The sequence below is a fragment of the Enterococcus sp. AZ071 genome (genome assembly GCF_050499065.1).
GTDB classification, from domain to species: domain Bacteria; phylum Bacillota; class Bacilli; order Lactobacillales; family Enterococcaceae; genus Enterococcus_A; species Enterococcus_A ferrettii.
The window spans coordinates 1,150,057-1,176,012 of the sequence record NZ_JBIPAS010000001.1; the positions used below are offsets into that span (position 1 = coordinate 1,150,057).

A 25,956-nucleotide genomic window follows, 5' to 3' on the forward strand; every position below is an offset into this window, starting at 1 on the left:
TCACCTCGTTCACATTATACGAACGAACGTTTGCTTTTGTAAAGTTTTTCTCCCTGTTATATTAAGATTTAAAAAAGAAGTTCGTCTTAGCCAAAGTCTTAGCCAAGCCTTTTTTCCACCCTTTTAAATAACTATTGATCTGTTTCAAATTACCTTCAAATCAATGTAATAATGTATTGGGATAACAGGGTTCGAACCTGTAATTGCTCGATTCAGAGTCGAGTGCCTTACCAATTTGGCTATATCCCATTAAGAATAAAAGAAATTATAACGCCGTTTCTTTTATTCTTCAAGTATTTTAACTTTTGCCGCTGCTTTGCTTTAAAGCTGTCAGCACTAAATTGCCATCAGCAAATCCTAAGTTAATTACCACAGTCTCTTTCACGAATTCCAGCATGAGATAAATACCGTTCATTTTTTTCTGACCAGTGATGGATTTGCAATGATACAAATTGTATTGGTATCTTCCTTTACGGCTAACAGCATAGAGTATGTTTCCTGAAATACCGTAGGACGTCATTCCTTCATGATTTTTAAAGCTTTTATACTGATGAAAACCAACAAAGGAAAAAATGAAATTTGTTTTAGGATATGCCGTTATCAAGCGTTCAAAAAGTTCGATGCCTTTTTTCTCATTTGTATTATAGTTGATTTTGTATTTCTTACTAAAAAGATAAAGTTCAGTTGAAGTATTCATTATCCCTAGCTCCTCGTTTAAAGTTCAGCTGATTTATCTTTTAGTCTTCTGGCGTCTCGTATTTCAGCAATACTCATGGTGATTAACAGAAAACCGAAGATACGAAATAGCAGCATTAAACTATTGAAGGGATTAAACAGAAGTAAAATACCTGCTAGGACCATCAATCCGCTGTAAACTAGACCTCCATTGACAGAGAAACCACGTTTGCGCGCATCCCAATTTTGCATAAACTTTCCGATTCCAAAGATCAGGACAATAAACCCTAAAAACATTGGCAAGATACTAACAATACCACGGGCAAAGAACAGAATGAAAAAAGCAACAATCAACATAATGATCCCCCCTGAAAAACTCGGACCATAGCCTCCTACTTTCTGGCGATTACGTAACCCGTTGATTATCTGTAGGACCCCTAAAATAGCCACATATAAAAAGATGATGTAGACTATTCCGTTAAAAACCGTTTGTGGTGAAAGTAAGATAGCGATGCCTAATAACAGGTAGACAATTCCTCTGAAATAGCTGTATTGCTTCATTGATTCTAAGAAAGCACTCATATAAATTCCTCCTTACTTTTTATTTTAACGAATATTAACAAATTTTACGAATATTCTAGTAGTTGATGATTGTAAACTTTTACATAGTTGGGTATAATTGCCTTTAACATTGATCCAAAAGGCTAGACCCAAAAATTTTGTCGATACTGGAGGGCTTGTGTATGAAAGAAGAAGAGATTGAATTAGGTAAAGTTTATCGTTGTCACCCCATCGGATTTGAAAAAACAGTTGAGGGAGAAGTCGTTTCTAAAATGGCAAACTGCGCTGTCATTCGCATTAACGCGTGCGAACAAATCGATGAAGAACTGCGAGAAGATAAATCTAATATGGTAGTGGCAAAATATTCTAGCTTCACCGCTAAGTAGAAGGCTGATTTTATTGAGTGTATTCACTATATTGCTAGGGGTGTTTACCCTAGTATTGCTTGTTTATTTAGTAATGGTTCGTCAGTCGGTGGTTATCCCCACTCACGTTAATAAAAATCGTTATTGGTTTTACCCCATGATTGCCTTCCTTATTGGTTTTTCCGGTTTTGTTAACTTTACTAATCTCGACGGGAAACTACAAACAAGTCTGGCAGTACTGATTGTACTAAGTTTTCTTCTGGATAAAAAAGGATTGACTGAAAGCCATATTATTTTGAATAGTTTGGATAATCGTGGTATTCCTTATTCAAAAGTTGAAAAAGTTGTTTTACTGGTGGAAGAAGACCAACCAATCAAAATGAATTTTTTTCGAAACGGACGCCGAGGACCGGTCTTAAACTTTGATCATTCATTGGAAGAGTTGGCTGTTTTCTTCACCTCCCATCTTAATGATGGTAGTAAATTGGAAATAATTATAAAAGAAGATTGACCTAGTCAATCTTCTTTTAATGTTTCACTACTTAATCAGGACAAGCGAGAAAGACAATATGTTCACCTCTCCAGCTGAAACTTAATAAGGGGCTTTTTCAATCTCTTTTGATTTAGATGCATGCTCTCAGCTATTTGGATAATAGACGCAGATATCTCTTTAGAAAATCATCCCAGAAACTAAAGGCTTCTCCATTAAGATGGCCTTTTTTTAGCCTTGATATGAGCCCTTATTTGGCTTCACTTATCAATAATTACTTCACTACCATAACATTACAACTGGCATGATTAACAACATAAGAAGTTGTTGAGCCGATAATCGCTTTTTCAATTGCCCCAACCCCTGTTGCCCCGATCATAATGAGATCCATCTCATGTTTCTTCGCATATTCTACAATTCTACGTTTGGGACTTCCCGATAGAATCGCTGTCTCATAGTTTTCAGGCAATTCTTCTGTTTTGCTGATTAATGTATCAATTTCGATTTCTGCATTGTTCAGATGGAATTTCAACGCATCATTAATAAAGGCCGGATCGCCAACAGAATATTTGTAATCTACCACTGATAATACAGTTAATTTGCTATTGTTTCGTTTAGCAACCTCAATCGCTTCTCCAAAGGCTTTTTTCGCTTGTTCAGACCCATCTACAGCTACTAAAATATTCTTATACTCTTCCTTCATTGTCAATTCCCCCTCTCTTCTATTATAAAACAATGATTCATAAACAAAAAGTTTTTCTGATCTTTTCCCTCTTTTCTTTTGTTGTGAGTAGAAAAAAGCTTGTAAATCTAGTTCTTTTTTATTACTATAATTAGAAATGTATGAGAGTGGGTGAAGTATATGGAGGATGAGCTGAAGGGGGTTCAAACTTTCAACGAAGGGGTGGAGGCTTGTGTCCCTACTATTATGGGCTATTTGGGTATTGGAGTAGCCATGGGAATTGTCGGAAAGGCAATTGGATTATCGGTTTGGCAAGTATTTCTCATGTCACTAATTGTCTACGCTGGCAGTGCACAGTTTATCATTTGCGGCTTGATAGCCATTAGTGCTCCAATTCCTTCAATTATTTTTACAGTATTTTTGGTTAATTTACGGCATTTTTTGATGAGTCTTTCAGTAGCAAATCATTTTAAAAAAGACTCGCTGTTAAATGGTATTGGCATTGGTACTTTGCTGACTGATGAATCTTATGGTGTTTTAATGGCTACACTTGCTCAAAAGCCTGCTGTATCTAGTCGATGGACGCACGGTTTAAATATCACTGCCTATTTGACTTGGATTTTGGCTACAGTAATTGGAGCCTTGTTAGGAAATTTCATTCCCGATCCGAATGTTTTAGGATTAGATTTCGCATTAACAGCAATGTTTTTAGGGTTATTTTTATTTCAGGTCCAATTGCCTTTAAAATTTCAAAAAAGTAAAACAGTTATCATATTACTAGTAACTGCTTTTTCGCTTTACCTATTAATGCGTGTTGTATCCGCAGAGCTGGCAGTTATTATTTCTACATTATTGGGCTGCACGATTGGGGTGGTTATTAAAGATGAATAATCAGTATTTTCTGTTAGTTATTTTAGGCTGCGGAGTGGTCACTTGGATTCCGCGAATCTTACCTTTTGTCTTAACACGGACCATGGTTATACCACCTTTATTTGAAAAATTTTTAAGCTATATTCCGTTAACAATACTAACAGCACTATTATTACAGAGTTTGTTAGTATTTGAAGATGGTCATTTTCCTGGATTGAAATTTCCTGAAATTTTTGCATGTATTCCAGCATTAATTGTCGGTATTCGGACCAATGATTTGATGAAAATTGTTATTACAGGAGTGGTCTCTGTTGCACTCCTGCGTTTATTATTTTAACGAAAATTTATTAAGTCAACTGTTTTTATTTAGAAGAACAGTTGACTTTTTTTATAGGCTCTATTAGACCATCTTATGAAGGAATTTTTTGAGAGATTTTTAATCTCAATTAATGAAATGGCCTTCTTTTTGTCTTTTGCATTTTATATAACACCAGTTATTGAATAAAACATTAGATTCTCTCCTCTTTTTGTTGTATCCTATAACAAATATCGCTATTAGAATTCAGGAGTGTGATGACAATGAAAAAAATCAGCGGTGTCTATTTTAAACATCCTTTAGATCTTTCTGGAAAACAATCTTTTGAAGTAGATGTTTCCCATGATTCACTTTATGCTAAAGACTGCTCGGTTGTTGAGAGTAACCAATTGGTTTTGACCGAAATTGCGGCAAAGTATCAACACCAGCATGAGGATTTGCATAGTTTCTTTATCATTGAAACTATTGATGAATCGTAAAAAAACAAAAGCCGTTATGAGCGGCTTTTGTTTTTTTGTCTTATTAATGACCGTTCCAAGCATGACCTTCATACTGCCAACCAACTTTAACTAACTGATCTTTTTCGTAAGTATTAGCCGTGTAGTGATGGGAGCCAGCTTTAGCATTCGGATTATACAGACGCAACAATTTGATTTCCCCGCCAGAGTACCAGCTTATTCCCTCATATCTCCATCCTTTCGCAACTAACATATCTTTTTCAGCGGAATTAAGAGTATAGTGGTGATCACCAACGTTTGGATTATACATACGGTAAACAGGTGCTCCTTTTTTTGGTGCTTGCCAGGCAACTCCTTCGTATTTCCAACCTACAGAAATCAAATTATCCTTTTCACCCGCATTTGCCGTGTAGAAGTGTTCAGAACTATTGGGATTGTAAAGTCTGTACATGGCTGTTTTTTCGACAACCGGATTTACAGCGTTCCCACCATTGTTGCTATTTGGAGTATCATATTGAGTTAGATTATAGGCTTCAATAACACTGTTCAAAGTTGCGCCATAGCTTGGGGCCGTCGCATATCTACCCGTTAACCAAGCTGTAGCATCTTTATAAGTTTTCGTGTTGCTCTTCCATGCACCTGAGTAATAGTAAACTCCTGATTGAAAGGAAGTATTTTTAAGAACATAGGCATTATCATTTAATGATTCGCCGAAGGATGGATACTTACGGAATTTAGCATCCACTGTTATCCATTTTCCATTGACATATTCCTGAGTTTTCATTGTGACAGACTGTCCGTTATAGTTCCCTTTTACCCCGAATAGATTGTAATTAGGAGCTTTTGATAGCGTACTTTGCCCCCAACCACTTTCCACAATTGCTTGTGCGATCATTACAGATGCATACAAATCATTGGCATGTGCAACTGTTTTGGCATAAGGGGCCACTTGATTAATAAATACTTGCTGATTATTTGTTGAACGTGCTTGAGCAGCTCCCATAGAGAATTGTTCGAATGGAAACGGGTGAGTATGTGTTAGTTGACCAGAAGGATCTTCTGGCTCCTCTGTCACTATTTCTTCAGTATCGGTTGTAGTTTCCTCTGAAATCTTAGGCTGTGCCGATTCCGTTGATTCTATAGTTGGCTCAGTCGAGCTATCGGTGCTCTCAACCGTGCGTTCAATTGTTGCACTGCTTTTTGAACTTAACTCATCAGTTGTACTTGTTATGGCCTCTTCAGCCAAAACAGTTCCTGGATTTCCTACTGAAACTAACACTCCTAACACTGCAACGCTTGAGAAAAGATGTTTAGCTTTCATTGTTTCCTCCTTAAAGTAAAATCTAAATTTAATGTAACAAAAATAGGAATTCAAGTAAATCATTTCTTATCAAATTTTTATTTCAGTTTGACCATTCTTCAGTTTTATCCACAAATATGAGAAATCATTGTTAGAATCTGACTAAAATCACTACTTTAATTATTGATTTTTCCATTCCATATTTTTTTGGTATAATTAGTTCTTCGGAGGTGTTTGATCATAGATTTAGGGCTTTTATCCGCGAATATCATTTATATGATTTTTATTTTTATGTCAATTGTCTATTTCTACCTATTTAAAAGAGATAGAACCTTTATCCATTTGTATCTTTCGCTGATTCCTACATTCATTTGTATCTTTCTCTTAATTAACTACCATTATTATCAGCCCGCTGAAGGTGCTCAAGTGATACGAATACTCTTAGCTACCTCGATTATTAGTTGTATGATTTATTGGAGTGTTTACGCTTTACTTCATCGAAAAGATTAACGACTTCTCAAATTTTCTTTCGAAAGGTTAATCTTTTAGTTCCAACATGATATAATGTTGAATATTGTTTTCCCAATGCACAATGAAGGAGTCTGTACATGGCTATTTTACTAACGTTACTTATTGATCTTCTAACCGTCATTCTTTTCGTCTTTCGAATAACTACTAGTAACCAAGTAATTCTAATTATAGGTGGAGTCATTCAATTAATGTTTTTCATTGATCTTGTAGCTATTTTATTATTACGTACTAAATATGTTCCGCTGCCAGCTGCTGAAGCAGTTGACATGGCACGCCGCAGAAGCCGTCGTGAAAAAAAACGTCCTGGGGGATTATTTATCGGCTTATCCTGCCTAGTATCTGCTGCAATTCTAATTTTCTACTTAGTTACTCTAGCTTCCCTATTCCTATAATTGAGTAATTATCACTCAAATCGATTTTTTCTTAATAATTGCTTTTACTTTACACTCATTCTCTGATAGAATTTTAATGTCAGTCATCGATTGATAAAAAATGAGAAGGAGTTGTTACACTTGGATGAGCAATCATTAGGAATTATCCCAGACGAAATTAGAGGCTGGAACTGGGGAGCCTTTATGTTTAATATTACTTGGGGCTTTGGGAATCGGAGTTATTTACCACTTTTGTGCTTAATTCCGCTATTCAATATTGTATGGATTTTTGTCTGCGGTTTTAAAGGTAATGAATGGGCTTGGCAAAAAGGAGACTATGAAGATATTAAAACCTTTTTAGCTGTACAAAGAACCTGGAATCGTGCAGGTTTGGTCGCATTTATTATTGCTATTATTGTGATCGTTCTTTATTTTGTTTTCTTTGCAGCCGTTATGTCTATGTTAATAAACGGACGTTACTATTAACCTGAGGTAACCTGGGGCGAACTCCTTGAATTCAAGGGGTTCGTTTTTTACATTTTGCTGTTGATTACGAAGAATTGTTCTCAAAAAAATATCTTTTTTTTGCAACCACCATTCTCTAATTGAGGAGGTTTTTGGATGAACAAACTTCCGATTTTGCTTATTGAATAGGAAGTATTGTTGGCTCCTATCCGTGTGGAGATTCAGCAACAAACTCAAACCATTCACTCAGACAGAATCCTTCCTGTGCGATTGTGATGATCTGTTTTTACGTTTAATTACTAGAGCTAGTGATATCCGGTCATTCTGATAAACTACTTTGGCAAGTCAGTAACAAAGCATACCTTTATCAGAACATGAAGAACTCAATCGGAAATGCTGCAAATATTCCCCTCGGGTTGGACAGATTCAAGAACAAATGTCTCAGAACAAGAGCATCATTACTTCCATTTCTAGAATAGTGGGAAATGATCTTAGGAAAAAAAGGTCATATTTTCAAGCGATTTTATCGTTTGTATTAATCTCACATCAGCACTATTTCTGGCAATGGAATAGGTTTGGCTATTGCCAAATAGTTGGTTCCTCTCTACCAAAAAACGATTGAAGTCAAAGATCTATAATCTCAGAGAACGTGTTTAGCATCACATCTCCGGCCAATGAAACCTCTGCTTGATAGACATGAATATGACATTTTTTCATTTTTCTCGATATGAATAAGATGATTTGAGCTAGGATTTTTTCATAAAAGAGTATAAAAAACAGAAACAACCACTGGAAAGGAATGTTTGCAATGAAAAAAAAGATGATTCCAATAGGAGCAATATGCATTTTGGGCATTATACTGACGGGGTGTACAACAAATAAAGCTAATTTAGAATCAAATAGTAACCAAGGAAGCGGTATATCAACTTCTAAAAACCAATCAACTGAGGAAAACAATGCTAGTAGTAGCTCAAAATCTAAGGCAGTTACTAATGCTACTAGCTCCTCAGAAGATTTTGCTATTTCGTTAGCCGATGCCATCACTATCTATCAAAAACAATACCCTGATACTGATATTACGAGTATTGATATCAACGATAAATTTGGCACCTACTATTATGAAATTACTGGTGTGGACGACAATACTGAATATGAAGTTGATGTTAATGTGACCAATGGCGAGTTTCGTTTAGACCGTGAAGAAGCTCTTGACAATGATGAAAAAGAGAGCGTGAAAAGAAGCCAAAGTAAACTAAATTTTGACAATCTGCTTCCACTGTCTGAGATCAACACCATTGCACTTAAGGAAGCGGACGGTACCATTAAAGAATGGTCCTTGGAAAAAGAATTGTCTACTACTTACTGGGAAGTAACAGTTAGCAAGGATCATCAGGAAATTAATGTATCAATTGATGCTCAATCAGGTAATGTTTTAGAAACCGAAGTAGACGATTAATCCTATTTACAAAGAATCCGCTAGCTAATCTAAATGGGATTACGCTAACGGATTTATTTAATAATATAATATTTTTGACCCGTAGTGAGTCTAAAAAGCCTTCTAATGATCAATCAAGTTATACTCATTGAATTCTATTGAAGAAATTCCTTCAGAATTACTCTTACCTCATCAGTAGATTTCGTATTCATTAATTTCACTCGCAAATCACTAGCACCTGGGAAGCCCTTGACATAAATCTTGAAAAAACGATGCAAGCCGACGATTGAACGTGGTACCTGTTCAGCATATTTATCCTGTAACTCAAGCTGTAGTTGTAGTAATTCGATTAACTCCTTAGGTTGGTGTTCTTTGGGTTCTTTTTCAAATGCATAAGGATTTTTGAAAATGCCACGACCGATCATAATGCCATCCACCTTGTATTCTTTTGCTAATTCTAAACCCATATTACGATCTAAAATATCACCATTAATCGTGATTAGAGTTTGTGGAGCAATCTCATCCCGCAGTGCAATAATTCTAGGGATATCCTCCCAATGAGCCTCTACCTTACTCATTTCTTTTCTCGTCCGCATATGAACCGATAGATTTGCGATATCCTGTCTTAGAAGATGACTGATCCACTCCTCAAGCTCAGAACGCTCATTAAAACCAATTCTAGTTTTCACGCTAACTGGCAGTCCCCCTGCTTTTGCGGATTCAATCAATTCGGCGGCTACTTCTGGACGCAAAATTAATCCGCTACCTTTTCCTCGCTCGGCTACATTTGGCACGGGACACCCCATGTTTAGATCAATGCCTTTAAAACCCATTTCTGCTAAACGAATACTCATTTCTTTAAAAAATTTAGGATTATCTCCCCAAATATGTGCCACCATTGGCTGCTCATCCTCAGAAAAAGTTAACCGGCCACGGACACTTTCTATGCCATCTGGGTGGCAAAAACTATCAGAGTTTGTAAACTCAGTAAAGAAAACATCTGGGGCACCCGCTTTTTTCACCACATGTCGAAAAACAACATCTGTTACGTCTTCCATTGGTGCCAAAATAAAAAACGGTTTTGGCAACTCCGTCCAAAAATTATTTGTCACTATTTATTCTTCCTTCCATCACATTCCTATACGTAATTTACACTTTCAAAAACATAGTCATTGTACTAATAATAGGAACAAGAGGCAACGGTAAAGTTTTTATAGCTTAACTTTATTTTAATAGAGCACTATCACATAAACAGTCTTTTACCTTATTGTACAGCTTAAAAAAACTAAAAAAGCTGGTTATCGGCACAAAATTGAACCAGTAACCAGCTTTTCTTGAGATGTTTTAAGCCAAGCTTATCCATTATCTGTCGAAATCTTTTAGAAAAATATTACCTGTCTTAGAAGAAATATCAATCTGTACCGGATTTTCTAATGGCCGTCGGAAATGGAACAGACGTTGTTTCGTGTCATTTCTTTCTCTAACCGTTTGAAAATCAGATAATCGGTAATTGATTTTACCTAAACTCGTTTTAGCTACACCTTCTAAACCAAGAGCGGTTGGAAAAGAAACTTTAATATTACCGTTAATTGAATTTGCACGAATTTTTTTTAATTCACTATTACCGATCGAAAGCTTAATGTCACCATTCACTAATGAAGCATCAACGTTAGCTACATCCGCCGTTGAAACAATAGAGCCATTGACTGTTTCGATAATTGAATCCACAATTACGCCTTTATCGATCTCGATTTCGTTATCCGTTCCTTGAATTTCCAGAACAGCTGTACCAATATTCTTAAATACTAATTCACCGCGAGCGGATTTAACAAAGAGGTCTTCAGCTTCAACATTTTTAACGGTTAAGTTGCCGTTCAGCATTCGAATCTTGATATGATTATAGGTTTGTTCCGGTAAATGGAATGTCAATTCGGCACTAACCCGTTTGTTATGAACATGGAATAACAAATGCTCATACTCAACGGCAATTTGACTTCTTTCCATAAAGGACTCCATTGGATCACCTTCATACATTTTTCCATGAAGCTTAATTTCTGCATCCACCATAATGTACGACCTTGGCCAGGTTTTAAAAATGATCGAACCATTGGCTAATTTTACATCTAAATTCGTAATTATCTCTTCTTTGAAATTGAAACGATGATCAAAGCGAGTGTTGCCCGAATTCCCAACTGCAGGTAATTTAATGTCACTCCATTTGCCATCCACAGTATCGGCAACAGTCTTCAAAGTGCGATTAACTAGTTGATTGATTCGACTGTTGAAATTATCCGGTCTAACAAATGGTTCGTCAACTTCCTCTTCATGCTCATAGAATTCTTCTGGAGTATCGTCATGATTCGGCATTTCCGTTTGCCAAACTGGAATGGAGTAGAAATCTTTTTCAACAGTTCCTTTTTCTTGCTTCAGCTGTTTGATTTTTGTTTCCAGCTCAGCTATTTCTTTTTGTGTTTGCTGATACAATACAAGATTTTCTTCCGAAATGATTTCTAGTTCAACTTCCAGCTTAAGATTTCTAAAAGTTTCCTGCTTAGTCTTCAACATCTCGTTGAGAGGTTGAATTTGCTGATCGAGTTGATTGAGCTTCATCAGAGACGCATTTTCTTTACTTTCAGCCTTTTTTTCAGGAGCGTCCTTTGGTTTTTCGACAGAGTCATTAGTATGCAATTGATGATCATTGGTTTCCCATTCATCAATCAGGCTGGCGATGTGATCCTTAGTTTTCTCAGGTTCTAATTGCTTTTCCTTTTGCTTGGCAAACTCAGTTTCTTGGAGCTTTTCTTGTTTTGTCTCTTGAGCAGTTTTTGGATCGCCTGTCTTTAGTTCTTGATTTGCTTCATAATCAACTTCCTGTTCAAGCTTCGCTCCAGATTCCTGTGAAGATTCTACTTGGTTTTGGTACTTCGCTTCTTTTACCGATTCTGAAATTACTTTCTGTTCTACTTCTTCCGACTCTTGAACTGATGCTATTTTGGGCTCTGTTACTGTTTTTGCTGATTCTGTTTTTTTTTCTCCATCTATTGTTTCAGCTTGCTCAATTTCTTCAAGCAAATTTAAGCCCTCTTCAGGGGTAATGGTTCCATCCTTAATTGCTTCTAGAATTTCTTTGCGTATGGTCATGATAAAGCCTCCTTATTAGACTACGTTTCTCCATGATACTATTATGCAAGATTTGTTTGAATTTTTCATAGGTCAAAAGAAGTATTTTTGTTAAGTCTTTTTCATGACAAAAAGCTATACTTTTGTTAAAGCCAAAGTATGGCTTTCTTCACTCAGTTTGACGTTTATGACCTGCTTAGTACCTTTTTTTATAAAACTTCATCTTATATGCACCTATTACATTCAATTTTGAAAGAATATCCCAATTCACAAAAAACAATGCTCTCCTTCCATTATGATAATAGAAGTTTCAACTTTAATATTTAACAATAGTCTCATCAGACGTAACAATTTCAAGTAAGGCTGTCTTCACGATCCAACAACACTTCTGTTTCATCATTGTACTTTCTATCTAAAATTTAAATAATTTTTCCGATGAACTTGAATACTAGCTGAATAAGCGAACATGCTAACGTTTTCTTTTTAGGTCCATTATATCGAGTATTCAATGGTTAATCAGAGAACGGTTGTTCCATAAAAAAATGAAACTTAAGATAGAAAAGTTTATAATAGAATATAAACACAAAATAACTAGATAAAGTAACTACAAAGGCTATTATCAGCAAGCACTATATTTTTGAACGTTTTGTAATAAAACAAACCGAAGCTGTAATTCGGAAAGTCGGAATTCACTCAATCATTTTAACCACAATATTTTTAAGGAGGTGTATAACAATGAGTACGATTTTGATCTTAATGGGGCTTCTTTGCTTTGTGCTGAGCTTGATTCACATGTTCCAATCTTTTTTTAGGAAGATATCTCAGAGAAATGGGCTTGCTATACTTGCTCTAGCGGTTACAATGATAATCACTGGAACAGCCTTGGCACCACCTGTTGAAACAGTATATGCTGCAAAGAGCAATGCGAAGTCGGAAAAAGTTGTCAAAGAATCCTCCACAAAAAAGAAAAATTCAAAAAAGAACCATCAGCAAAAAGCTGATAATAAGAAAGTACCAAGCAAACGGGAAAAAGCTGAACAACAAGAAGCACTTGATGGTATTCCTACCAGGATCAAGCAAGAGAATGATCAACTAGCCGTTCTCAACTACAGTGGTACCCAGACTATAGCTGTTAATAATAATGTGCCAACTTTTTCAGACGGCGATTTATCTTTAGCAAATAAAACCTGGGAAGTCTATGGTGATTTAGACAGTTTAAATCGTGCAAGCTATGCAGAGGCCATGTTAAATAAAAGTTTGATGCCTACGAAAAAACGCGGAGATATTTCCAAAGTTAAACCAACTGGCTGGCACAATAAAAAATTAGGAAAAAGTTATCTTTACAACAGATCCCACCTAATCGGCTACACACTTTCTGGTGAAAATGACAACTGGAAAAATTTAATTACCGGCACAGCCCAACTCAATAATCCCGAAATGCTACGCCACGAAATGGACATTAAAGCTTATCTTGAAAAAAATAAAAAAAACTATGTACGTTACTCGGTCACACCTGTTTTTAGAGGGGATGAACTTCTAGCCCGCGGCGTCCATTTAATGGCTAAATCGATTAACAGTGATGCTATCAATTTCAATGTTTATATTTTCAATGTCCAAGAGGGGATTACGCTAAATTATTCCGATGGCACCAGCCAGGCTAACAAGGATATCGCGGCACAGCAAAACGAAGTATTTGAGGAATCTGAGCTTGAAGCTCAGCAAGATGCACAAACACAACAAGAGCAACAATCAGCACCACCCAGCGCACAAGAATACGTTGACGTTAATGGAAATGGGTTAATCAAAGGTTCTAAAAATGGAATTTATCATATTCCTGGAAGCCAATACTATGGCAGAACTACTAGTCAAGCTGCTTGGTTTAAAACGGTTGAAGAAGCCGAACAAGCCGGGTATCGTTCTCCTAAGTAATCCGGTTTTAGTATCAATTTACCAGAAAAAATTACTGTTTTAAATAATTCGCCACTTAAAAATTAAGGTAAATAGTCAGATGTTAATTTTCAATGGTTTAAAAAAATGCTACTTACTTCTTTAATTGAAGTAAGCTTGAAGGTTTTAAGCACTTCTTTTCATAAACTAGTTGCTCATTTAGCACTGAATTATGGAATTTTAATGATTTGAATCATCTATAAAACCCTATTAAAGCTAGTAGACAAAACAGCAATTAACGCTATCTGTACTCAGGATTTTTTTGGAAGTACTTACTACGTTAATCATGTTTATGGAAATTTTTCACTCTGAAAGTACCTCCTGCTTTTATTGTTATACGGTGGACAGATTTAACTTAGCTTATGATTTTAGAAGCTTGTATTCAGGTTATTAGAACGAAACAAAAAGGAGCACTTATCTCATCGCTCCTTTTTGTTTCGCTCCCAAAAGCTTTATCATCTTTTGATTAAACTAGTTTAACTTCTTTTTTCATCATAATCTTTTGTGCTTCTCGTTCGCCAGACCTAACAGCACCTTCAAAATACCCGTTCCAGACCGTTGCGGTTTCTGTTCCAGCAAAGTGAATTCCCTTAACATTTGATTGCAGGAACTCACCATATTTGATAAAGCCACCTGGTTTAAAATGGCCAGAAAAACAGCCATTAGTAAACGGTTCTTCATTCCAATCTTGCGTAATAAAGTGCTCCGGATTTCTTGCCTGTTCGCCATAAAGCTTGACTAGTTCTTCAATCAAGCGAGCTTTTTGTTCTTCTTCCGACAGCTTGGTCAATTGAATCGAATCAATTCCGTAAACGAAGAAGGTCAGAATGCCCTTCTTTTGATCTACTAAGGAATTATCCAGACTCTCGATAATCAGTCCTTCACTCATGTTGCGCTGACCGGACAATCCAGATTCACGCCAAAATGGTTGCTCATAAACCGCATGGTATTTCGATGCGCTGCCAGGCAGAATGCTTTGCAATGTCTTTTTCTTCCAAACCGGCAGTTCTGGTGTGAAGATGATTTTTGAATTCACGACAGTCGGCGGCACGGCTATTAGAACTTGTTTTGTTAAGTACAGTTCTCCCACTCTGGTTTCTACAAGATATCCCTCCTCGTTTTTCGTAACTGCCTTAACTACTTGTTCGAAAAAAACCGAGCCATAGTCATCCGCCATTTTTTTGGCGATTGCCTGTGGTCCTCCGACAATTCGATCCTGCTGGGCCCCACCTTTTGCACCTAATAAACTTTGAACGCCATTACCCGCTTTAATATAATACAACATTTGAAACAGCGAAACCTCACCAGCATCCGAAGCTAACAATCCTCCCGCTAGCATCCGACCGACGAAGCCTGCGACTTCTTCGTCTTTTGTTTGTAAGTTCAACCAGCTAGCCAATGTCATTCGATCTTGACTGGCAATATTGGGACTTTTGTGTGGATAATCCAAGTTCACTTGATCGGCTAGTTCATCGATAACTTCAAATAACTCCAGCATTTCCTCTGGTTCTTGATCATGAACATCATCAAGATAATGGTACTGTCCCTTACCAAACAATTGAGAAGGGAAGGTCGGTACGTCATATTGAGCAGCTAGCTCATACATTCGATCCTGTGTTGGTCCTAACCACTGACCTCCTAAGTCAATCTGAGTTCCATCCTCCAGCCATTTTGTTTCTGTTCGACCGCCTACACGATTACGTGCTTCCAAAATAACTGTTTTAAATCCATTTTTCTTTAAAGATAACCCAGCTGCCAGCCCAGCAAAACCAGCACCGATGATAACTACATCATATCTTTTCTCCATTATATGTCCTCCTAAAATACTTTATAATAAAAGTATAGAGGTTATAACTGTTATAAGGTCAATCCACAAGTCTTACTTGGATTTCGGTTAAAAACTCATCACTGTGCTGGGTTTCATGAAAATCAATCAAATAAAACTCATAGAAGGGGAGCTCCACTTGATAACCTTGTTGCTTTAGCTGATCTTTCATTTCTTCCAGGTGATTACCCGCTTGTTCATAGTCCCCTTGATAAAAATAACTGACATAAGTTCCAGCTTCCAAAAAATTACACTCGGTAACTACATCCTCCGTCTCAGAATTCGTTAAAAATAAAATCCCCTCATAACTCATCTCAAAACTATCAGCGATAATTCCTGCCACGAAATGGAACTCATACGAACTACTTTGTTCCAAGACTTCTCCATACAATTTTCGCATTGCCGTTTCGAACTCTGCTTCATTTCCATATTCAACCTTCTTCCAAAAATATGGGCGTACTACTTTCTCTTCGATTACGATTCTTTCGATCGGCAGTTCCTGCTGCTGCAATTGGTCCAAAATACGATTACGCGCAGTCACTCCCGCCAGCTTTTCTTCCATTAAAGCAATCTTTTCTTTTAATAAGCGCTGGTTCTCCCGAAAAATTTCTTGCGTAGTAGCCAACGTTCGATCCTTCAAGTATGCTTCAATAGATTCTAACGGTACGTCCAATTCCCGCAAATCCCGAATAATGTTTAATAGATAAATTTCCTTTTCTGAATATAACCGATAGTTATTCTCGGTTCTTTCCGGCGTTAATAACCCTATTTTTTCGTAATGTCGAATGATATGAGTCGAGATACCATACATTTCGGCAATCTCCTTAATTGAAAAAAACTTTGCCTTCACTATGGCTCCTCCTATTCAATAGATCAGTAGTATGATTTAAGCATACGTTAGAAAAGTGAGCATGACAATATTTTTGGAAATGAAAAATATTGTCATGATTTACTTGTAAAAGCCTATTTAGCAATTGCAAATTTTTTTATGGGGAATTTAGTTTTCTCTTTTGAGCTAGATAGTATTCCCTGGAAATTCAAAAATAATTGCACCGAGTGAAAAAGACTGAACTCATTGGCTACTTTTGAGTTCAGTCTTCATTTTGTTGATATAGATTAAATTTCCTAGTAAAATATCTATTCAAATCTCGTTTATTTAAAGAATATAAGCTGCTTTTGAATATCAAAATATAAGTATATGACAAATACAACATTTATCATCGATAGCAAAAACAAAAATATATCAGGAATAAGAAAACGATAGTTCCTTTGCTGATGTTTTTTGGTGCTGGTGTCCTTTATAAAAAAATAAACGAACCCTATCAAACAGACACCACCGATTAATCCAAAAAATAAAACCCAAGCATACCTTTCCATAGCTATCCTCCTGTATAATTTTTTTAGAAAAAACCTTTTTCGTTTGATTCTCTTATCTGCAAGTAAGTGAATAAGTGGTTATATGTTTTTACGTCAGTTTCATTATGGAACATTCTCTAATGTCCATTGTAGTTGCCCGCTATAATCCTGCGTTTCTTTCTCACTATTTCCAGGAATGATCATCTTTACAGATTCTGGATCAATATAGTAGACAAAAACACCTGATGATGCCAGTGTTGGAGAAGCTTTTACTAAAATATTTGGAGTACCATCAGCGTTCATTGTTTGCTGCTTATGAACCTTCCCATAAAACCCATCTGGCGATATTTCCTCTCCATTATTCTTCTTTAATTCGCCTTCAAAAGAAATACTGGCCCCTTCCAATTTATTCCCAGAGGAGCTCTTTAATTCGGTTAGTGCACCCCGCAATTCCCATCCGGTAGAAGAAATCCTTGTGTCTTGAAAGACAAGTGGTGTAAAGTGCTTCGCTGTTTCCGTCAAACGATAGGTTTCCAGAATATTCGAGGGCTTTAATTCATTACCGAAATCGAGTAGGTCAGGAACTGTGCGCAAAGCCAAAAGATTATCTAATACTTGAACGGTTGAAAACATTCGGATTGGAGAATCTTGTTTTTCCCCATTTTCAAAATACACGGTCGAATAAGTTTCGTACAACGTATATTCTTCTAAGTTTTTTAAAGTAAAGGTAAAATTTCCGCTAGATGCATCTGGAACACTTTGATCAAAGGTTTGCCAAGCACCCCCGCCATTTGACTGCCGTTTTCTAAAATGATTTTTCGCTGCAATTGGGGCGCGATGACCGATAAAATGATTGTAGTCTACCACAAAGGTCGCTGAACTATCAGTAGTAGTAGAAATCAAGGGGGCCAAAACAGTAACATCATAAGTGAATAGTTCATCCGGTTTCATTTTGTGAATTTGCCCATCTTTTGTTGTAATTGTCGTAAATGCCTGATAGTGTGTACCAACAGAGAATTCTTTAGAGCTGAAAGTAATTTTTCCATCATCAATTTTCATCGGGCGATTCCTCCAAGGACCAGATGCTCCTTTTTTCCGATAACTTAAAACAGCACTTTCGATTATTGATTTATCTCCATCATATCCCAACTCCAGATCCAATTGATCGTTGGAACGATAAGTTGTCTCAAACCTAGGTTGTATAAAGAAATCCTTAGTCTGGAATGTTGCACTTGGGCTTTGAACTAACTCATTATTATACCTATCTAATACGGTCACATAGTATTGGTAAATAGTATTTTTTTTAAGATTAGTCAGCTCTTTTTGATAATTGTTGTTTCCAGAAAAGTCCTTTGAATTAAGCACCACTGACAACCAGTTGCTTTCAGTTTGCTCTTTATACTTTAAGATAATCTTTTTACTAAACTGATTTGCAGATCCACTTTTGTAACTGCCACTAACAACAGCAGAGTTAAAAGTTGTCTTAGAGGTTGTTGACCCTAATTCCAGAAAAGAGTTGTCATAATTCCCCGTTTTAAAATAGGGAATTTCATGACCGAGTACAGCCACTCTATTTTTAACAGTCAGGTATGCCCAGTTATAGTCCCAACTCACACTTCCTGTGTCTGGTCCTCCAGCTCTTAAAATAGTAGTCCCATCCTTTAATTTAAAAACGATTATTACTGAATAGTCAGTATTCTTATTCAAATCACTGATTGTTGCTTCATAAGTTCCACCAGTATCTGATTTTTTCAAAGTCAGCGCAACTTTAGTCCAACCGTTGCCGCCATTTTTCATCTTAGGACCTGCATCTGGCTGGTAACTTTTACTTAGTCCTTTTTTGTAATAGGCAACAGCGTTTTCTACTAAATCGTTCTCACCAGAAAGGTTGTACGTTCCTATAATTTTGGCTGACGTTGGCTTGATCTCTGAAAAAGTAGTGTTGGAAATAAATAATGTACTGGTTACAAAATATGGGATATCTTTCGGTGGAATATAGGCAATACCTTTTACCGCTATACGCTCATTATAGTCCCATTTCAAACTATCCGTATTTTCATTCCCAGCCCGCAAGATTTTTGATCCATCTTTCAGTGTAAAAATGATAATGATAGAATAGTCTGTCTGCTGTTCTAATCCGGTCAGAATAGCTTCATAAGTTCCACCATGCTCACCTTTATTTAGTTTTAAATCAACCATTGTCCAGCCGTTTCCACCTGTTAATTTATCTGGACCATAAATACTAGGATCAGTGGTGTTTTTACCATAACCTTTTATATAATAAGCAGCAGCTTGCTCTACAATATTATTTTCATAATGATAACTTCCAGTTATCTGTGCACTATTGGAAGTGATATCAGAAAAAGAAACTGCCCCTATTTGCCCTTCTTCAGTCGTAAAATTAGGAATTTCAGGTCCAGAAATCCAAGGAGTTCCTTTATAGGTTAAGTATGGATCGTTAAAGTTCCACTTCACACTTTCTGTGCTTTGATTTCCTGCCCTTAAATAGATTCCATTATCGAATTCAATAACAATGATCACTGAATAGGTAACACTCGGAGAAAGATCTTTTAAATGAGCGATATAGTTTCCACCATTTTCATTACCGGTCAATTCTAAATCAAGCTTTGTCCAGCCGTTTCCGCCATTTATACTGCCAGGACCTTTATCAGATGCAACCTCTTTAAGACCCGTTTTGTAATAAGCAGCAGCAACCCCATTCTTTTTTTTCAATCCTGAATAGGAGCCAGTCACAAGTGCTGAATCATCAGTAATTTCACTAAAATTCATCCCGGAAATGCTAACTTCTTTTGTTGTAAAAAATGGAATAGTCGCACCAGCAATCCATGGGGTTCCTTCATAAGTCAACCAAGGATACATTACATTGTTATAATCCCACCTCACACTCTCTTTACCCTCTCCACCAGCACGTAAAATTGTTGTTCCATTAGACAAAACGAAAACAACAATAAGCGAATATTTACTGCTAGGATCAAGGCCTTCAATTTGTCCATTATAAGTTCCGCTTTTGCCTGTTCCGTCATCAAATACACTTAGATCTACTTTGGTCCAGCCATTTCCCCCGACTTGCGTCACGGGTCCATGATCCGGATGACTTCCGACTGAAGAATTAGCATCACTTATATCTGTCTTATAATATGCATAAGCTGTATTGAGCAATGATTGGTCAATCTCATAGTTTCCTGATAAAGCAGCTGTCGTATCAGTGATGCTAGTAAAACTTGCGGCTCCTACTTTGGTCTTTTTCGTTGTGAAACGAGGAATTTCAGACATTGTTATCCATGGAGTTCCTTTAACTGTTAGATAGGGGTCTGTAAAATCCCAAAAAGTGCTAGTTGTAGTTTCTTTTCCAGCACGTAAAATTTTCTGCCCATCAGATAGCAGAAAAACAATAATGACCGAATAACTCGTGTCTATTTCCAAATCATTAATCTGTCCGAGATAATATATTCCATTCGGACTATGATAAAGGTTTAAGTCTATTTTTTCCCAACCGTTTCCTCCTTCCAGCGAACCAGGTCCTTTATCCGAGTTTGCTTCAAGCTCCTTTGAATACTTTTTGTAGTAAGCCGCAGCCCCAATCAATTCTTTACTATCAATCTCATAGTTTCCATAAAGGCCTACTGAAGTATCAGTAATATTTGCAAAATTAACTGGGCCTACTTCATTTTCAGTACTTGCCCTGCTGCTGCGGGCAATTTTTCCTATATCAACTTCGGAACTACCGCTTGTATCGAAAGTTTCCTGTTTTTCTGGTTGTGGTCTTTCTTTTTCATTAGAGCCTTCAGTGGTTTTTTCAGTTGTAGAGTCTTCATCCGTAGAAGAAGGCGATATTTTTGCTTCTTCAAGCGTATTTGAGAGTGGATCATTTTGTTCGATTTTAGAGGATAAACTTGTATCGTTGATAGCTTCATCTGCCCAGGCAACTCCTAAGTTAGTGATTGATGGAATCAATATAAGAAAGGTACCAAGTAATAAAGAAAATTTCCTCATTGTTTGTCTACCTCCCTTTTTATTTTTTTTGAAAGCATCTGGTATTTTTTTATGATTATCGTCAAAAGAATGCAGAATACTCCCAGAAGAATTGATATCTGATCAATTGCATCTCCTGTCGTTGGATAATTCTTGTCTCTGATGGTTGGGTAAGTTTCCGGATCATCTGAAGACAACTTTTCCTCTCTTAGAATAACTGGTTGTATCTTCTCAGTTTTTTCCATGCTAGCACAGAAGGAAACTCTAATTTCAGTGCTGGGAAACTCACTTGCGAAGGCTATAGTTGTTCGCAGCAAAACACCGATTCCAAACACAAGGAATACAAACCATACAATTTTAAATTTACCCTTCATTTTCTCTCCCCACTTCTAATTTCTTCTGAAAAGTAGATAAGAAAATAATCCTAAAGTTAGAATGACCATAGCAATGGCTGCGTAGATTACCCATTTAGGATAAGTTATTTTGTATGCTGCATTTTTCTCCAATTTTTGAGCTTGATCTGCATTTATTGAAAATTCCTTTTCCCATGCCCATTTATTTTCACTGGAACTTGCTCTAATAGATAAAACGTACGTACCTTTTTTGAATTTATCCAGTCCCCAGTTTGTTAAAAAGCTAAAATGAGAATTAGGAGCCATACGCATATTGCTTACTTTTTCATGCTTTAAAACTTGATCCTCTCCCTTTTTTTTAAGAACAGTCTCAACAGTTAGTGGTTCTAAAATCTTTGGCTGTGGATTTTGTAATTGCGCTTCAATAACTTTTCTGCCGTTAATGATATTCGGTCTAACCTGTTGCAAGTTTAAGGCGTTTCCATCTTTATAAAACGTATCCTCTTCCAATAGAATCATTCCGATTCTATAGCCATAGACACTTTGAACTTGTTCATCAGATTCACTTATTTTAGACATAAAGCTTAAAGCGCCAATTCTTGCACCATTTATTTTTTGTTGCGGTGGCTTTATTTTGAAGCTGCATTTTTTCGTTTCATAGTTTTCAATCTGGATCTCTTTTTGATCGCTGGCCACCAGATCTGTTACAGGATCAACCAATGTTTTGTCTTTAGTTTTTTCTGTATCGGTATATACTATTTCTCCTGCATTTGAAGTTCCTGCATTCGAAACTCCAATAGTTACTGTTACAGGTTCTTTTCTTGTACTAATAATTTCTACCTCAACAGTCTGTTCCATACTGTCCAATAACAAATCGAAAAAAGAACTCGAATGATCGATTTGATTTTCTGGTAAGACAGCTTGAACTGTAAAGCCTAGCTCTTTAGTCGAAGCTTTATCTTTTTGTACATTTTCCGCATTAACAAAAGCTGGGAAAAACGCAATTGATAAAAACAAAATGGAAATAATAAATTTGATTTTGAATTTCATCTTTTCCTCTCTCTTCTTTAAAAGTAACTCGACCTTTAGTTGCTAAAACATCGGAAGCTCTTCACAGTGTATAGTTTTTGCTTCTTATCAAAAAGTACACCTTTCTATCTAAAAAATCGGGATATTTTGAAAAGCTTCCTGTTAGCTCCCATTGAATTTTTGAGGTCTTTCTTTCCAGTTTTCAAGATCAGGATGGGCATGATGGAATTTCGTAATCGAGTGTCCTAATGATCTAACCAGAAGTTCTTTATCGATTGTTATGTGATCTTTTTAAGTAGAAAGAAGAAGCACAAGAAACGATACTCTTCTGCTTCTTCTTATACATGTTTATAAACTATTATGGAGCAACTGAAAGCATCCAAGTAACTGAGCCACTAAACTCTTTGCCTGCATATTCATATTTTGCATTATCCTTAGCAATTTTCAGTGAAGCATTTTTTATTTTTACTGCTCTAGACGAATTGATTGAATCATCTTTATAATTGCTTGACACAATCTTTTGTTCTGATCCACCCGTTTTTACAGTTATCTTGTTATCTGTTGCGAAATCGGCAGTAAGCTCTTTATTTACATGAGTATTTGTTGCATTAGGTGTAGGTATTGTTTTACCTGGTGTATAATCGAAATCTAACAATTCACCTTCCGTTTCAATCGTCAGCTCTGCTGGTAGGGTATCACTGCCTTGTTTTAACTCAGACATAGAAGCAGTAAGATGCCAAGGATTCGTTCGGGATTTGTCTCCATCTCGTAAAGCTACATAAGAATCTGTTTTATTTTTTAAATTTACTTCTATTCCCTCACCTACAGTATTCGTTTGACCAAAATCGAACATACGTGGAACACTTAGTAATTCCAATGAATTCCCTGTAGGATCTGGCATAGGATTAGTGGAGTTATCTCCTTCAAATCCAATTGTAACATCTGTATTTGGGAATGCTGCGAATGCTTGTGCTGTACCGAAAGCAATGCTCCCTAAAATTCCAGTTGATGCTAATAAAACCATTAAATGTTTTTTCATGAATATCTCTCCTTTTTCTTCTTGGTACAATAAAGAGTGTACAATTAAGAGATACCTTTGTATGTTAAATATTTAATATCCATATCAAGTAACTAATGTTTTTATTCTTAACAAGAATGTATAGCTATTATGCTAGAACAACATCCAGCTATTTCTATTAGAAAGCAGTTTTTCTTCATCAAAAGACTAATTTATAAATTTTCTGACAGAATGAAAATTATACATTGCATCATTACTTGTCGGTTACTTCTCTTCTATTAGAAATCTATTAGTTGATACACAAATAGACGAGCATTTCACATAAAATGCTCGTCTATCTCATCAATTGCTCAAATTGAATAATACTTATATTTTTCATTTAAGGCATGCCTTGTTTTCTACTTTTAAACACTCTGTATTCTTTAGGAGTGAAACTTGTCAACTCTTTAAATACTCTACAAAAATGACTTTGACTACTAAAGCTTAGCTTGTTTGAAATTTCAGAATAAGATAAGTCTGTGTTAACCAGCAAAAACTTTGCTTCTTGCACCTTAGCTTCTTTTATAAACTTAGAGAGTGTGATACCTGTTTTCTTCTTGAAATGAGAAGACAAATAAACCGGATGCACACATACATGTCTAGCAATGCAATCATTGCTTATTGATCCTTCAATATTGTCGTAAATGTACTCTATTGCCTGATTTACAATTTCTGAATTATAAGAAAACCTTTTTTCTTTTGCCAAAGTAAAAAATTCTAGTACAGCTGTTTTAACAAAAGGTAATAGTTGATCACGCTCATTTATGTCATCAAGTTGCCCGATAAATTTATCAGATAATTCATAGGCATGTGATTGCGGGTATCCCTTTTCGATAACCATTCTAGTGACTAACGTAAGAAAACTAACAATTCGAAATTTTTGTTCTTGCAGTTTATTCGTTGAAATGATTGTTGCTGTAGCAGAACTTAACTTCTTAAATAGTCGCATCACAGATGAAATATCTCCGCAATCCAATAAATTCAGCAAAAGCACCTCTAGTTGATAGTTATCAAAATAAGATAATTCATTTTCCAACTCTGAATAAAAATTTAACTCATTTCGACGGATATCTGTATAATGGTAACGATCTCGTTTCTCAATTTTTATCGGGTAGTCGCTATTTTCTTTAAGTATAATAAGCGCACTCTTTAGTTTCCCCAGTAAATCTTTTTTTCTTTCCTCATTCCAACATTGATAGTCATCTCTTTCACAAAGAAACAAAAAAAGATAGATATTATTCATATCCTGATACTGCGATAAAAAAACACTAAAATTCATGAATGATTTTATAATTATTTTGTTGTTCTCTGAAGAAAGTCTGATGTTGTTTACATAGGATTCTAATAACTCTTTATCAGCAATACCATACTCAACGATACATCTATCATTTTCGAATATCGCAACTGATCCGTCTTTTTTTAATAGAGAAGCGGCTAACTCAGCTTTCTCAATCAAAATAATCCTCTCCTTTTTAGTCAAGTGACATATGTGTAGTGACAAATAAAAAGTTTGTTAGTAAATTACTAAGAGGTAGCAACTCTTCAACAATACAAAAAACATAATAAAATGAGCTTTCATGCTTATTCGACTAATAGTCTGTCTTTAAAATGAAGATTGGTACTTTGACTTCCATGTATTCAGAAACTACTATTGAAAAATTTTTCGATATTCTTTTGGCGTATGTCCTGTTATCTTTTTAAACAGCTTACAAAAATGACTCTGATTACTGAAACAAAGTGCCATAGATATTTCCTTCAATGGAAGTTCTGTGTTGCATAGCAAGTACTCTGCTTCACGAACTTTTGATTCGATAATAAAATCATGCAATTTGTTGCTAGTAACACTTTTGAATAATTTTGACAGGTACATTGGATGTACGGACACATAATCAGCAATATCCTTATTAGTGATTGGCTTGTACAGATTGTCATAGATATATTCAATTGCTTGATTAACTTTGTCAGAATCATAGAGAGTATTATTTTTATTCAATAAGGAGCCGTATTCTATAATTAGATAGCTCACGAAAGGAGAAATATCTGATTTATTATTAATAGTGTGCAGTTTTCCTATAAGATCTTCAGATAATCGGTAGACACATTTTTGAGGGCATCCTTGGACAATGGCTGCTCTTGCAACCAACGTTATTAATGCCACCAACTGATATTTTTTCCCTTGCAAATAATCTTTTGATAAGGCCTCTTGATTAGCATTGTATTCTAATTTTTTTAGTAATTTAATTATCGAAGAAATATTTCCAGACTTTAATTCGCTAAGTAATACCTGTTCTACTTGATATCTGTTTTTTGATATAATATTTTCATGTTTTTCGATTAATTCAGCTATCTGATTTCTATCTATGTAAGAAAGCATTTTTTCGTCTTCAAATTCAACTGTATATCTGTTGTTCTCACTCAGTAGTGCAATTACACTATTAAACTTCTTATAAAGTTGTTCCCTTTTCTTCTTTCCCAAAGAAAGGAATTCCTCTTGGTTACATACGAGTAGTAGATAATATGTTGACTTAAAACTGTTGAATTTTATCAATAGCACCACAAAATGCATAAAAGGCTTCACAACAATTTCTTGCTCTTTTGCAATAGTTTGAATTCTTTCAGCAAAGGAATTTAAAATTTCTTTCTTTGCTGTTCCCGATTCAAAAACACATTTTTCATCTTTCATCAAAGCAATGGATCCATAATCATTGAGTATATCTGCAGCTACTTTCACCCTATCAATCAATTCAGTCCATCTCC

General features: G+C 35.9%; 23 protein-coding genes and 1 tRNA gene. 9 read left to right on the forward strand and 15 right to left on the reverse strand.

The window, feature by feature from the left end; genetic code table 11:
• Positions 1-176: 176 nt before the first annotated feature.
• The 3 genes from IGI49_RS05725 to IGI49_RS05735 all read right to left on the reverse strand — a co-directional run bounded on the left by IGI49_RS05725 (position 177) and on the right by IGI49_RS05735 (position 1,257).
• Positions 177-249 (reverse strand) — tRNA-Gln (locus tag IGI49_RS05725).
• A gap of 49 nt (positions 250-298) precedes the next feature.
• Entirely contained in the window at positions 299-697 is a 399-nt protein-coding gene (locus IGI49_RS05730; protein ID WP_429963750.1) for a hypothetical protein, read from the reverse strand.
• Between the two features lie 17 nt (positions 698-714).
• Positions 715-1,257: an HdeD family acid-resistance protein gene (locus tag IGI49_RS05735; protein WP_429963751.1), complete on the reverse strand. Its 543-nt coding sequence runs from the start codon at positions 1,255-1,257 to the stop codon at positions 715-717.
• Positions 1,258-1,418: 161 nt separating this feature from the next.
• On the opposite strand from IGI49_RS05735, the gene IGI49_RS05740 reads away from it, so the two are divergent.
• On the forward strand, positions 1,419-1,622 hold the full coding sequence (locus tag IGI49_RS05740) for a hypothetical protein (protein WP_207703145.1): 204 nt from the start codon (positions 1,419-1,421) through the stop codon (positions 1,620-1,622).
• A gap of 13 nt (positions 1,623-1,635) precedes the next feature.
• Entirely contained in the window at positions 1,636-2,112 is a 477-nt protein-coding gene (locus IGI49_RS05745) for a hypothetical protein (RefSeq protein ID WP_429963752.1), read from the forward strand.
• Positions 2,113-2,365: 253 nt separating this feature from the next.
• Here IGI49_RS05745 and IGI49_RS05750 read toward each other — a convergent pair whose 3' ends face one another.
• Positions 2,366-2,794 carry a universal stress protein gene (locus tag IGI49_RS05750; RefSeq protein WP_429963753.1) on the reverse strand — a complete coding sequence of 143 codons (429 nt, stop codon included), beginning with the start codon at positions 2,792-2,794 and terminating at the stop codon, positions 2,366-2,368.
• Positions 2,795-2,953: 159 nt separating this feature from the next.
• Between IGI49_RS05750 and IGI49_RS05755 the strand changes: the two genes are divergently transcribed.
• The 3 genes from IGI49_RS05755 to IGI49_RS05765 all read left to right on the forward strand — a co-directional run bounded on the left by IGI49_RS05755 (position 2,954) and on the right by IGI49_RS05765 (position 4,438).
• Entirely contained in the window at positions 2,954-3,664 is a 711-nt protein-coding gene (locus IGI49_RS05755) for an AzlC family ABC transporter permease (protein ID WP_429964970.1), read from the forward strand.
• On the forward strand, positions 3,657-3,980 hold the full coding sequence (locus IGI49_RS05760) for an AzlD domain-containing protein (RefSeq protein ID WP_207703149.1): 324 nt from the start codon (positions 3,657-3,659) through the stop codon (positions 3,978-3,980). The genes IGI49_RS05755 and IGI49_RS05760 overlap by 8 nt, the downstream gene beginning before the upstream one ends.
• Positions 3,981-4,222: 242 nt before the next feature.
• On the forward strand, positions 4,223-4,438 hold the full coding sequence (locus IGI49_RS05765) for a hypothetical protein (RefSeq protein ID WP_207703150.1): 216 nt from the start codon (positions 4,223-4,225) through the stop codon (positions 4,436-4,438).
• Positions 4,439-4,481: 43 nt separating this feature from the next.
• Here IGI49_RS05765 and IGI49_RS05770 read toward each other — a convergent pair whose 3' ends face one another.
• Positions 4,482-5,738, reverse strand: a complete 1,257-nt coding sequence (locus IGI49_RS05770; protein ID WP_429963754.1) for a glycoside hydrolase family 73 protein — start codon at positions 5,736-5,738, stop codon at positions 4,482-4,484.
• Positions 5,739-6,325: 587 nt separating this feature from the next.
• Here IGI49_RS05770 and IGI49_RS05775 point away from each other — a divergent pair.
• From IGI49_RS05775 to IGI49_RS05785, 3 genes are all read left to right on the forward strand, one after another.
• Complete coding sequence (locus IGI49_RS05775) at positions 6,326-6,640, forward strand: hypothetical protein (protein WP_207703153.1); 315 nt, start codon at positions 6,326-6,328, stop codon at positions 6,638-6,640.
• 120 nt (positions 6,641-6,760) lie between these two features.
• The gene (locus tag IGI49_RS05780) at positions 6,761-7,105 is read left to right on the forward strand and encodes a ribonuclease G (protein WP_429963755.1); all 345 of its coding nucleotides are present in this window, start codon (positions 6,761-6,763) and stop codon (positions 7,103-7,105) included.
• A 787-nt stretch (positions 7,106-7,892) separates the two neighbouring features.
• Positions 7,893-8,540 (forward strand): PepSY domain-containing protein, encoded by a 648-nt coding sequence (locus IGI49_RS05785; RefSeq protein ID WP_429963756.1) that lies wholly within the window; start codon positions 7,893-7,895, stop codon positions 8,538-8,540.
• Between the two features lie 134 nt (positions 8,541-8,674).
• On the opposite strand, the gene IGI49_RS05790 is transcribed toward IGI49_RS05785, so the two are convergent.
• Together IGI49_RS05790 and liaX are read right to left on the reverse strand one after the other, a co-directional pair.
• The gene (locus IGI49_RS05790) at positions 8,675-9,631 is read right to left on the reverse strand and encodes a tRNA dihydrouridine synthase (RefSeq protein WP_429963757.1); all 957 of its coding nucleotides are present in this window, start codon (positions 9,629-9,631) and stop codon (positions 8,675-8,677) included.
• A gap of 250 nt (positions 9,632-9,881) precedes the next feature.
• Positions 9,882-11,660 (reverse strand): daptomycin-sensing surface protein LiaX, encoded by a 1,779-nt coding sequence (liaX, locus tag IGI49_RS05795; protein WP_429963758.1) that lies wholly within the window; start codon positions 11,658-11,660, stop codon positions 9,882-9,884.
• 714 nt (positions 11,661-12,374) lie between these two features.
• Between liaX and IGI49_RS05800 the strand changes: the two genes are divergently transcribed.
• Complete coding sequence (locus IGI49_RS05800) at positions 12,375-13,568, forward strand: DNA/RNA non-specific endonuclease (protein ID WP_429963759.1); 1,194 nt, start codon at positions 12,375-12,377, stop codon at positions 13,566-13,568.
• Positions 13,569-14,052: 484 nt separating this feature from the next.
• On the opposite strand, the gene IGI49_RS05805 is transcribed toward IGI49_RS05800, so the two are convergent.
• From IGI49_RS05805 to IGI49_RS05840, 8 genes are all read right to left on the reverse strand, one after another.
• Positions 14,053-15,393, reverse strand: a complete 1,341-nt coding sequence (locus IGI49_RS05805; RefSeq protein WP_429963760.1) for a flavin monoamine oxidase family protein — start codon at positions 15,391-15,393, stop codon at positions 14,053-14,055.
• A 58-nt stretch (positions 15,394-15,451) separates the two neighbouring features.
• Positions 15,452-16,261: a MerR family transcriptional regulator gene (locus tag IGI49_RS05810; RefSeq protein WP_429963761.1), complete on the reverse strand. Its 810-nt coding sequence runs from the start codon at positions 16,259-16,261 to the stop codon at positions 15,452-15,454.
• Between the two features lie 629 nt (positions 16,262-16,890).
• Positions 16,891-20,781, reverse strand: coding sequence for a WxL domain-containing protein (locus tag IGI49_RS05815; protein WP_429963762.1), 3,891 nt, complete (start codon positions 20,779-20,781; stop codon positions 16,891-16,893).
• Complete coding sequence (locus IGI49_RS05820) at positions 20,778-21,134, reverse strand: hypothetical protein (protein WP_429963763.1); 357 nt, start codon at positions 21,132-21,134, stop codon at positions 20,778-20,780. The genes IGI49_RS05815 and IGI49_RS05820 overlap by 4 nt, the downstream gene beginning before the upstream one ends.
• Positions 21,135-21,149: 15 nt before the next feature.
• Positions 21,150-22,163, reverse strand: coding sequence for a DUF916 and DUF3324 domain-containing protein (locus IGI49_RS05825; protein WP_429963764.1), 1,014 nt, complete (start codon positions 22,161-22,163; stop codon positions 21,150-21,152).
• A gap of 337 nt (positions 22,164-22,500) precedes the next feature.
• Complete coding sequence (locus IGI49_RS05830) at positions 22,501-23,181, reverse strand: hypothetical protein (protein WP_429963765.1); 681 nt, start codon at positions 23,179-23,181, stop codon at positions 22,501-22,503.
• A 358-nt stretch (positions 23,182-23,539) separates the two neighbouring features.
• The gene (locus IGI49_RS05835) at positions 23,540-24,655 is read right to left on the reverse strand and encodes a helix-turn-helix transcriptional regulator (protein WP_429963766.1); all 1,116 of its coding nucleotides are present in this window, start codon (positions 24,653-24,655) and stop codon (positions 23,540-23,542) included.
• 192 nt (positions 24,656-24,847) lie between these two features.
• Positions 24,848-25,942 (reverse strand): helix-turn-helix transcriptional regulator, encoded by a 1,095-nt coding sequence (locus tag IGI49_RS05840; protein ID WP_429963767.1) that lies wholly within the window; start codon positions 25,940-25,942, stop codon positions 24,848-24,850.
• Positions 25,943-25,956 lie beyond the last annotated feature (14 nt).

What these genes read in the sequence shown, in the direction of transcription:
- liaX (WP_429963758.1), bottom strand. Translation starts at nt 11,660, where the DNA reads ATGACCATACGCAAAGAAATTCTAGAAGCAATTAAGGATGGAACCATT.
- IGI49_RS05750 (WP_429963753.1), bottom strand. Translation starts at nt 2,794, where the DNA reads ATGAAGGAAGAGTATAAGAATATTTTAGTAGCTGTAGATGGGTCTGAA.
- IGI49_RS05765 (WP_207703150.1), top strand. Translation starts at nt 4,223, where the DNA reads ATGAAAAAAATCAGCGGTGTCTATTTTAAACATCCTTTAGATCTTTCT.
- IGI49_RS05775 (WP_207703153.1), top strand. Translation starts at nt 6,326, where the DNA reads ATGGCTATTTTACTAACGTTACTTATTGATCTTCTAACCGTCATTCTT.
- IGI49_RS05770 (WP_429963754.1), bottom strand. Translation starts at nt 5,738, where the DNA reads ATGAAAGCTAAACATCTTTTCTCAAGCGTTGCAGTGTTAGGAGTGTTA.
- IGI49_RS05805 (WP_429963760.1), bottom strand. Translation starts at nt 15,393, where the DNA reads ATGGAGAAAAGATATGATGTAGTTATCATCGGTGCTGGTTTTGCTGGG.
- IGI49_RS05755 (WP_429964970.1), top strand. Translation starts at nt 2,954, where the DNA reads ATGGAGGATGAGCTGAAGGGGGTTCAAACTTTCAACGAAGGGGTGGAG.
- IGI49_RS05760 (WP_207703149.1), top strand. Translation starts at nt 3,657, where the DNA reads ATGAATAATCAGTATTTTCTGTTAGTTATTTTAGGCTGCGGAGTGGTC.
- IGI49_RS05825 (WP_429963764.1), bottom strand. Translation starts at nt 22,163, where the DNA reads ATGAAATTCAAAATCAAATTTATTATTTCCATTTTGTTTTTATCAATT.
- IGI49_RS05735 (WP_429963751.1), bottom strand. Translation starts at nt 1,257, where the DNA reads ATGAGTGCTTTCTTAGAATCAATGAAGCAATACAGCTATTTCAGAGGA.
- IGI49_RS05815 (WP_429963762.1), bottom strand. Translation starts at nt 20,781, where the DNA reads ATGAGGAAATTTTCTTTATTACTTGGTACCTTTCTTATATTGATTCCA.
- IGI49_RS05785 (WP_429963756.1), top strand. Translation starts at nt 7,893, where the DNA reads ATGAAAAAAAAGATGATTCCAATAGGAGCAATATGCATTTTGGGCATT.
- IGI49_RS05740 (WP_207703145.1), top strand. Translation starts at nt 1,419, where the DNA reads ATGAAAGAAGAAGAGATTGAATTAGGTAAAGTTTATCGTTGTCACCCC.
- IGI49_RS05800 (WP_429963759.1), top strand. Translation starts at nt 12,375, where the DNA reads ATGAGTACGATTTTGATCTTAATGGGGCTTCTTTGCTTTGTGCTGAGC.
- IGI49_RS05830 (WP_429963765.1), bottom strand. Translation starts at nt 23,181, where the DNA reads ATGAAAAAACATTTAATGGTTTTATTAGCATCAACTGGAATTTTAGGG.
- IGI49_RS05820 (WP_429963763.1), bottom strand. Translation starts at nt 21,134, where the DNA reads ATGAAGGGTAAATTTAAAATTGTATGGTTTGTATTCCTTGTGTTTGGA.
- IGI49_RS05730 (WP_429963750.1), bottom strand. Translation starts at nt 697, where the DNA reads ATGAATACTTCAACTGAACTTTATCTTTTTAGTAAGAAATACAAAATC.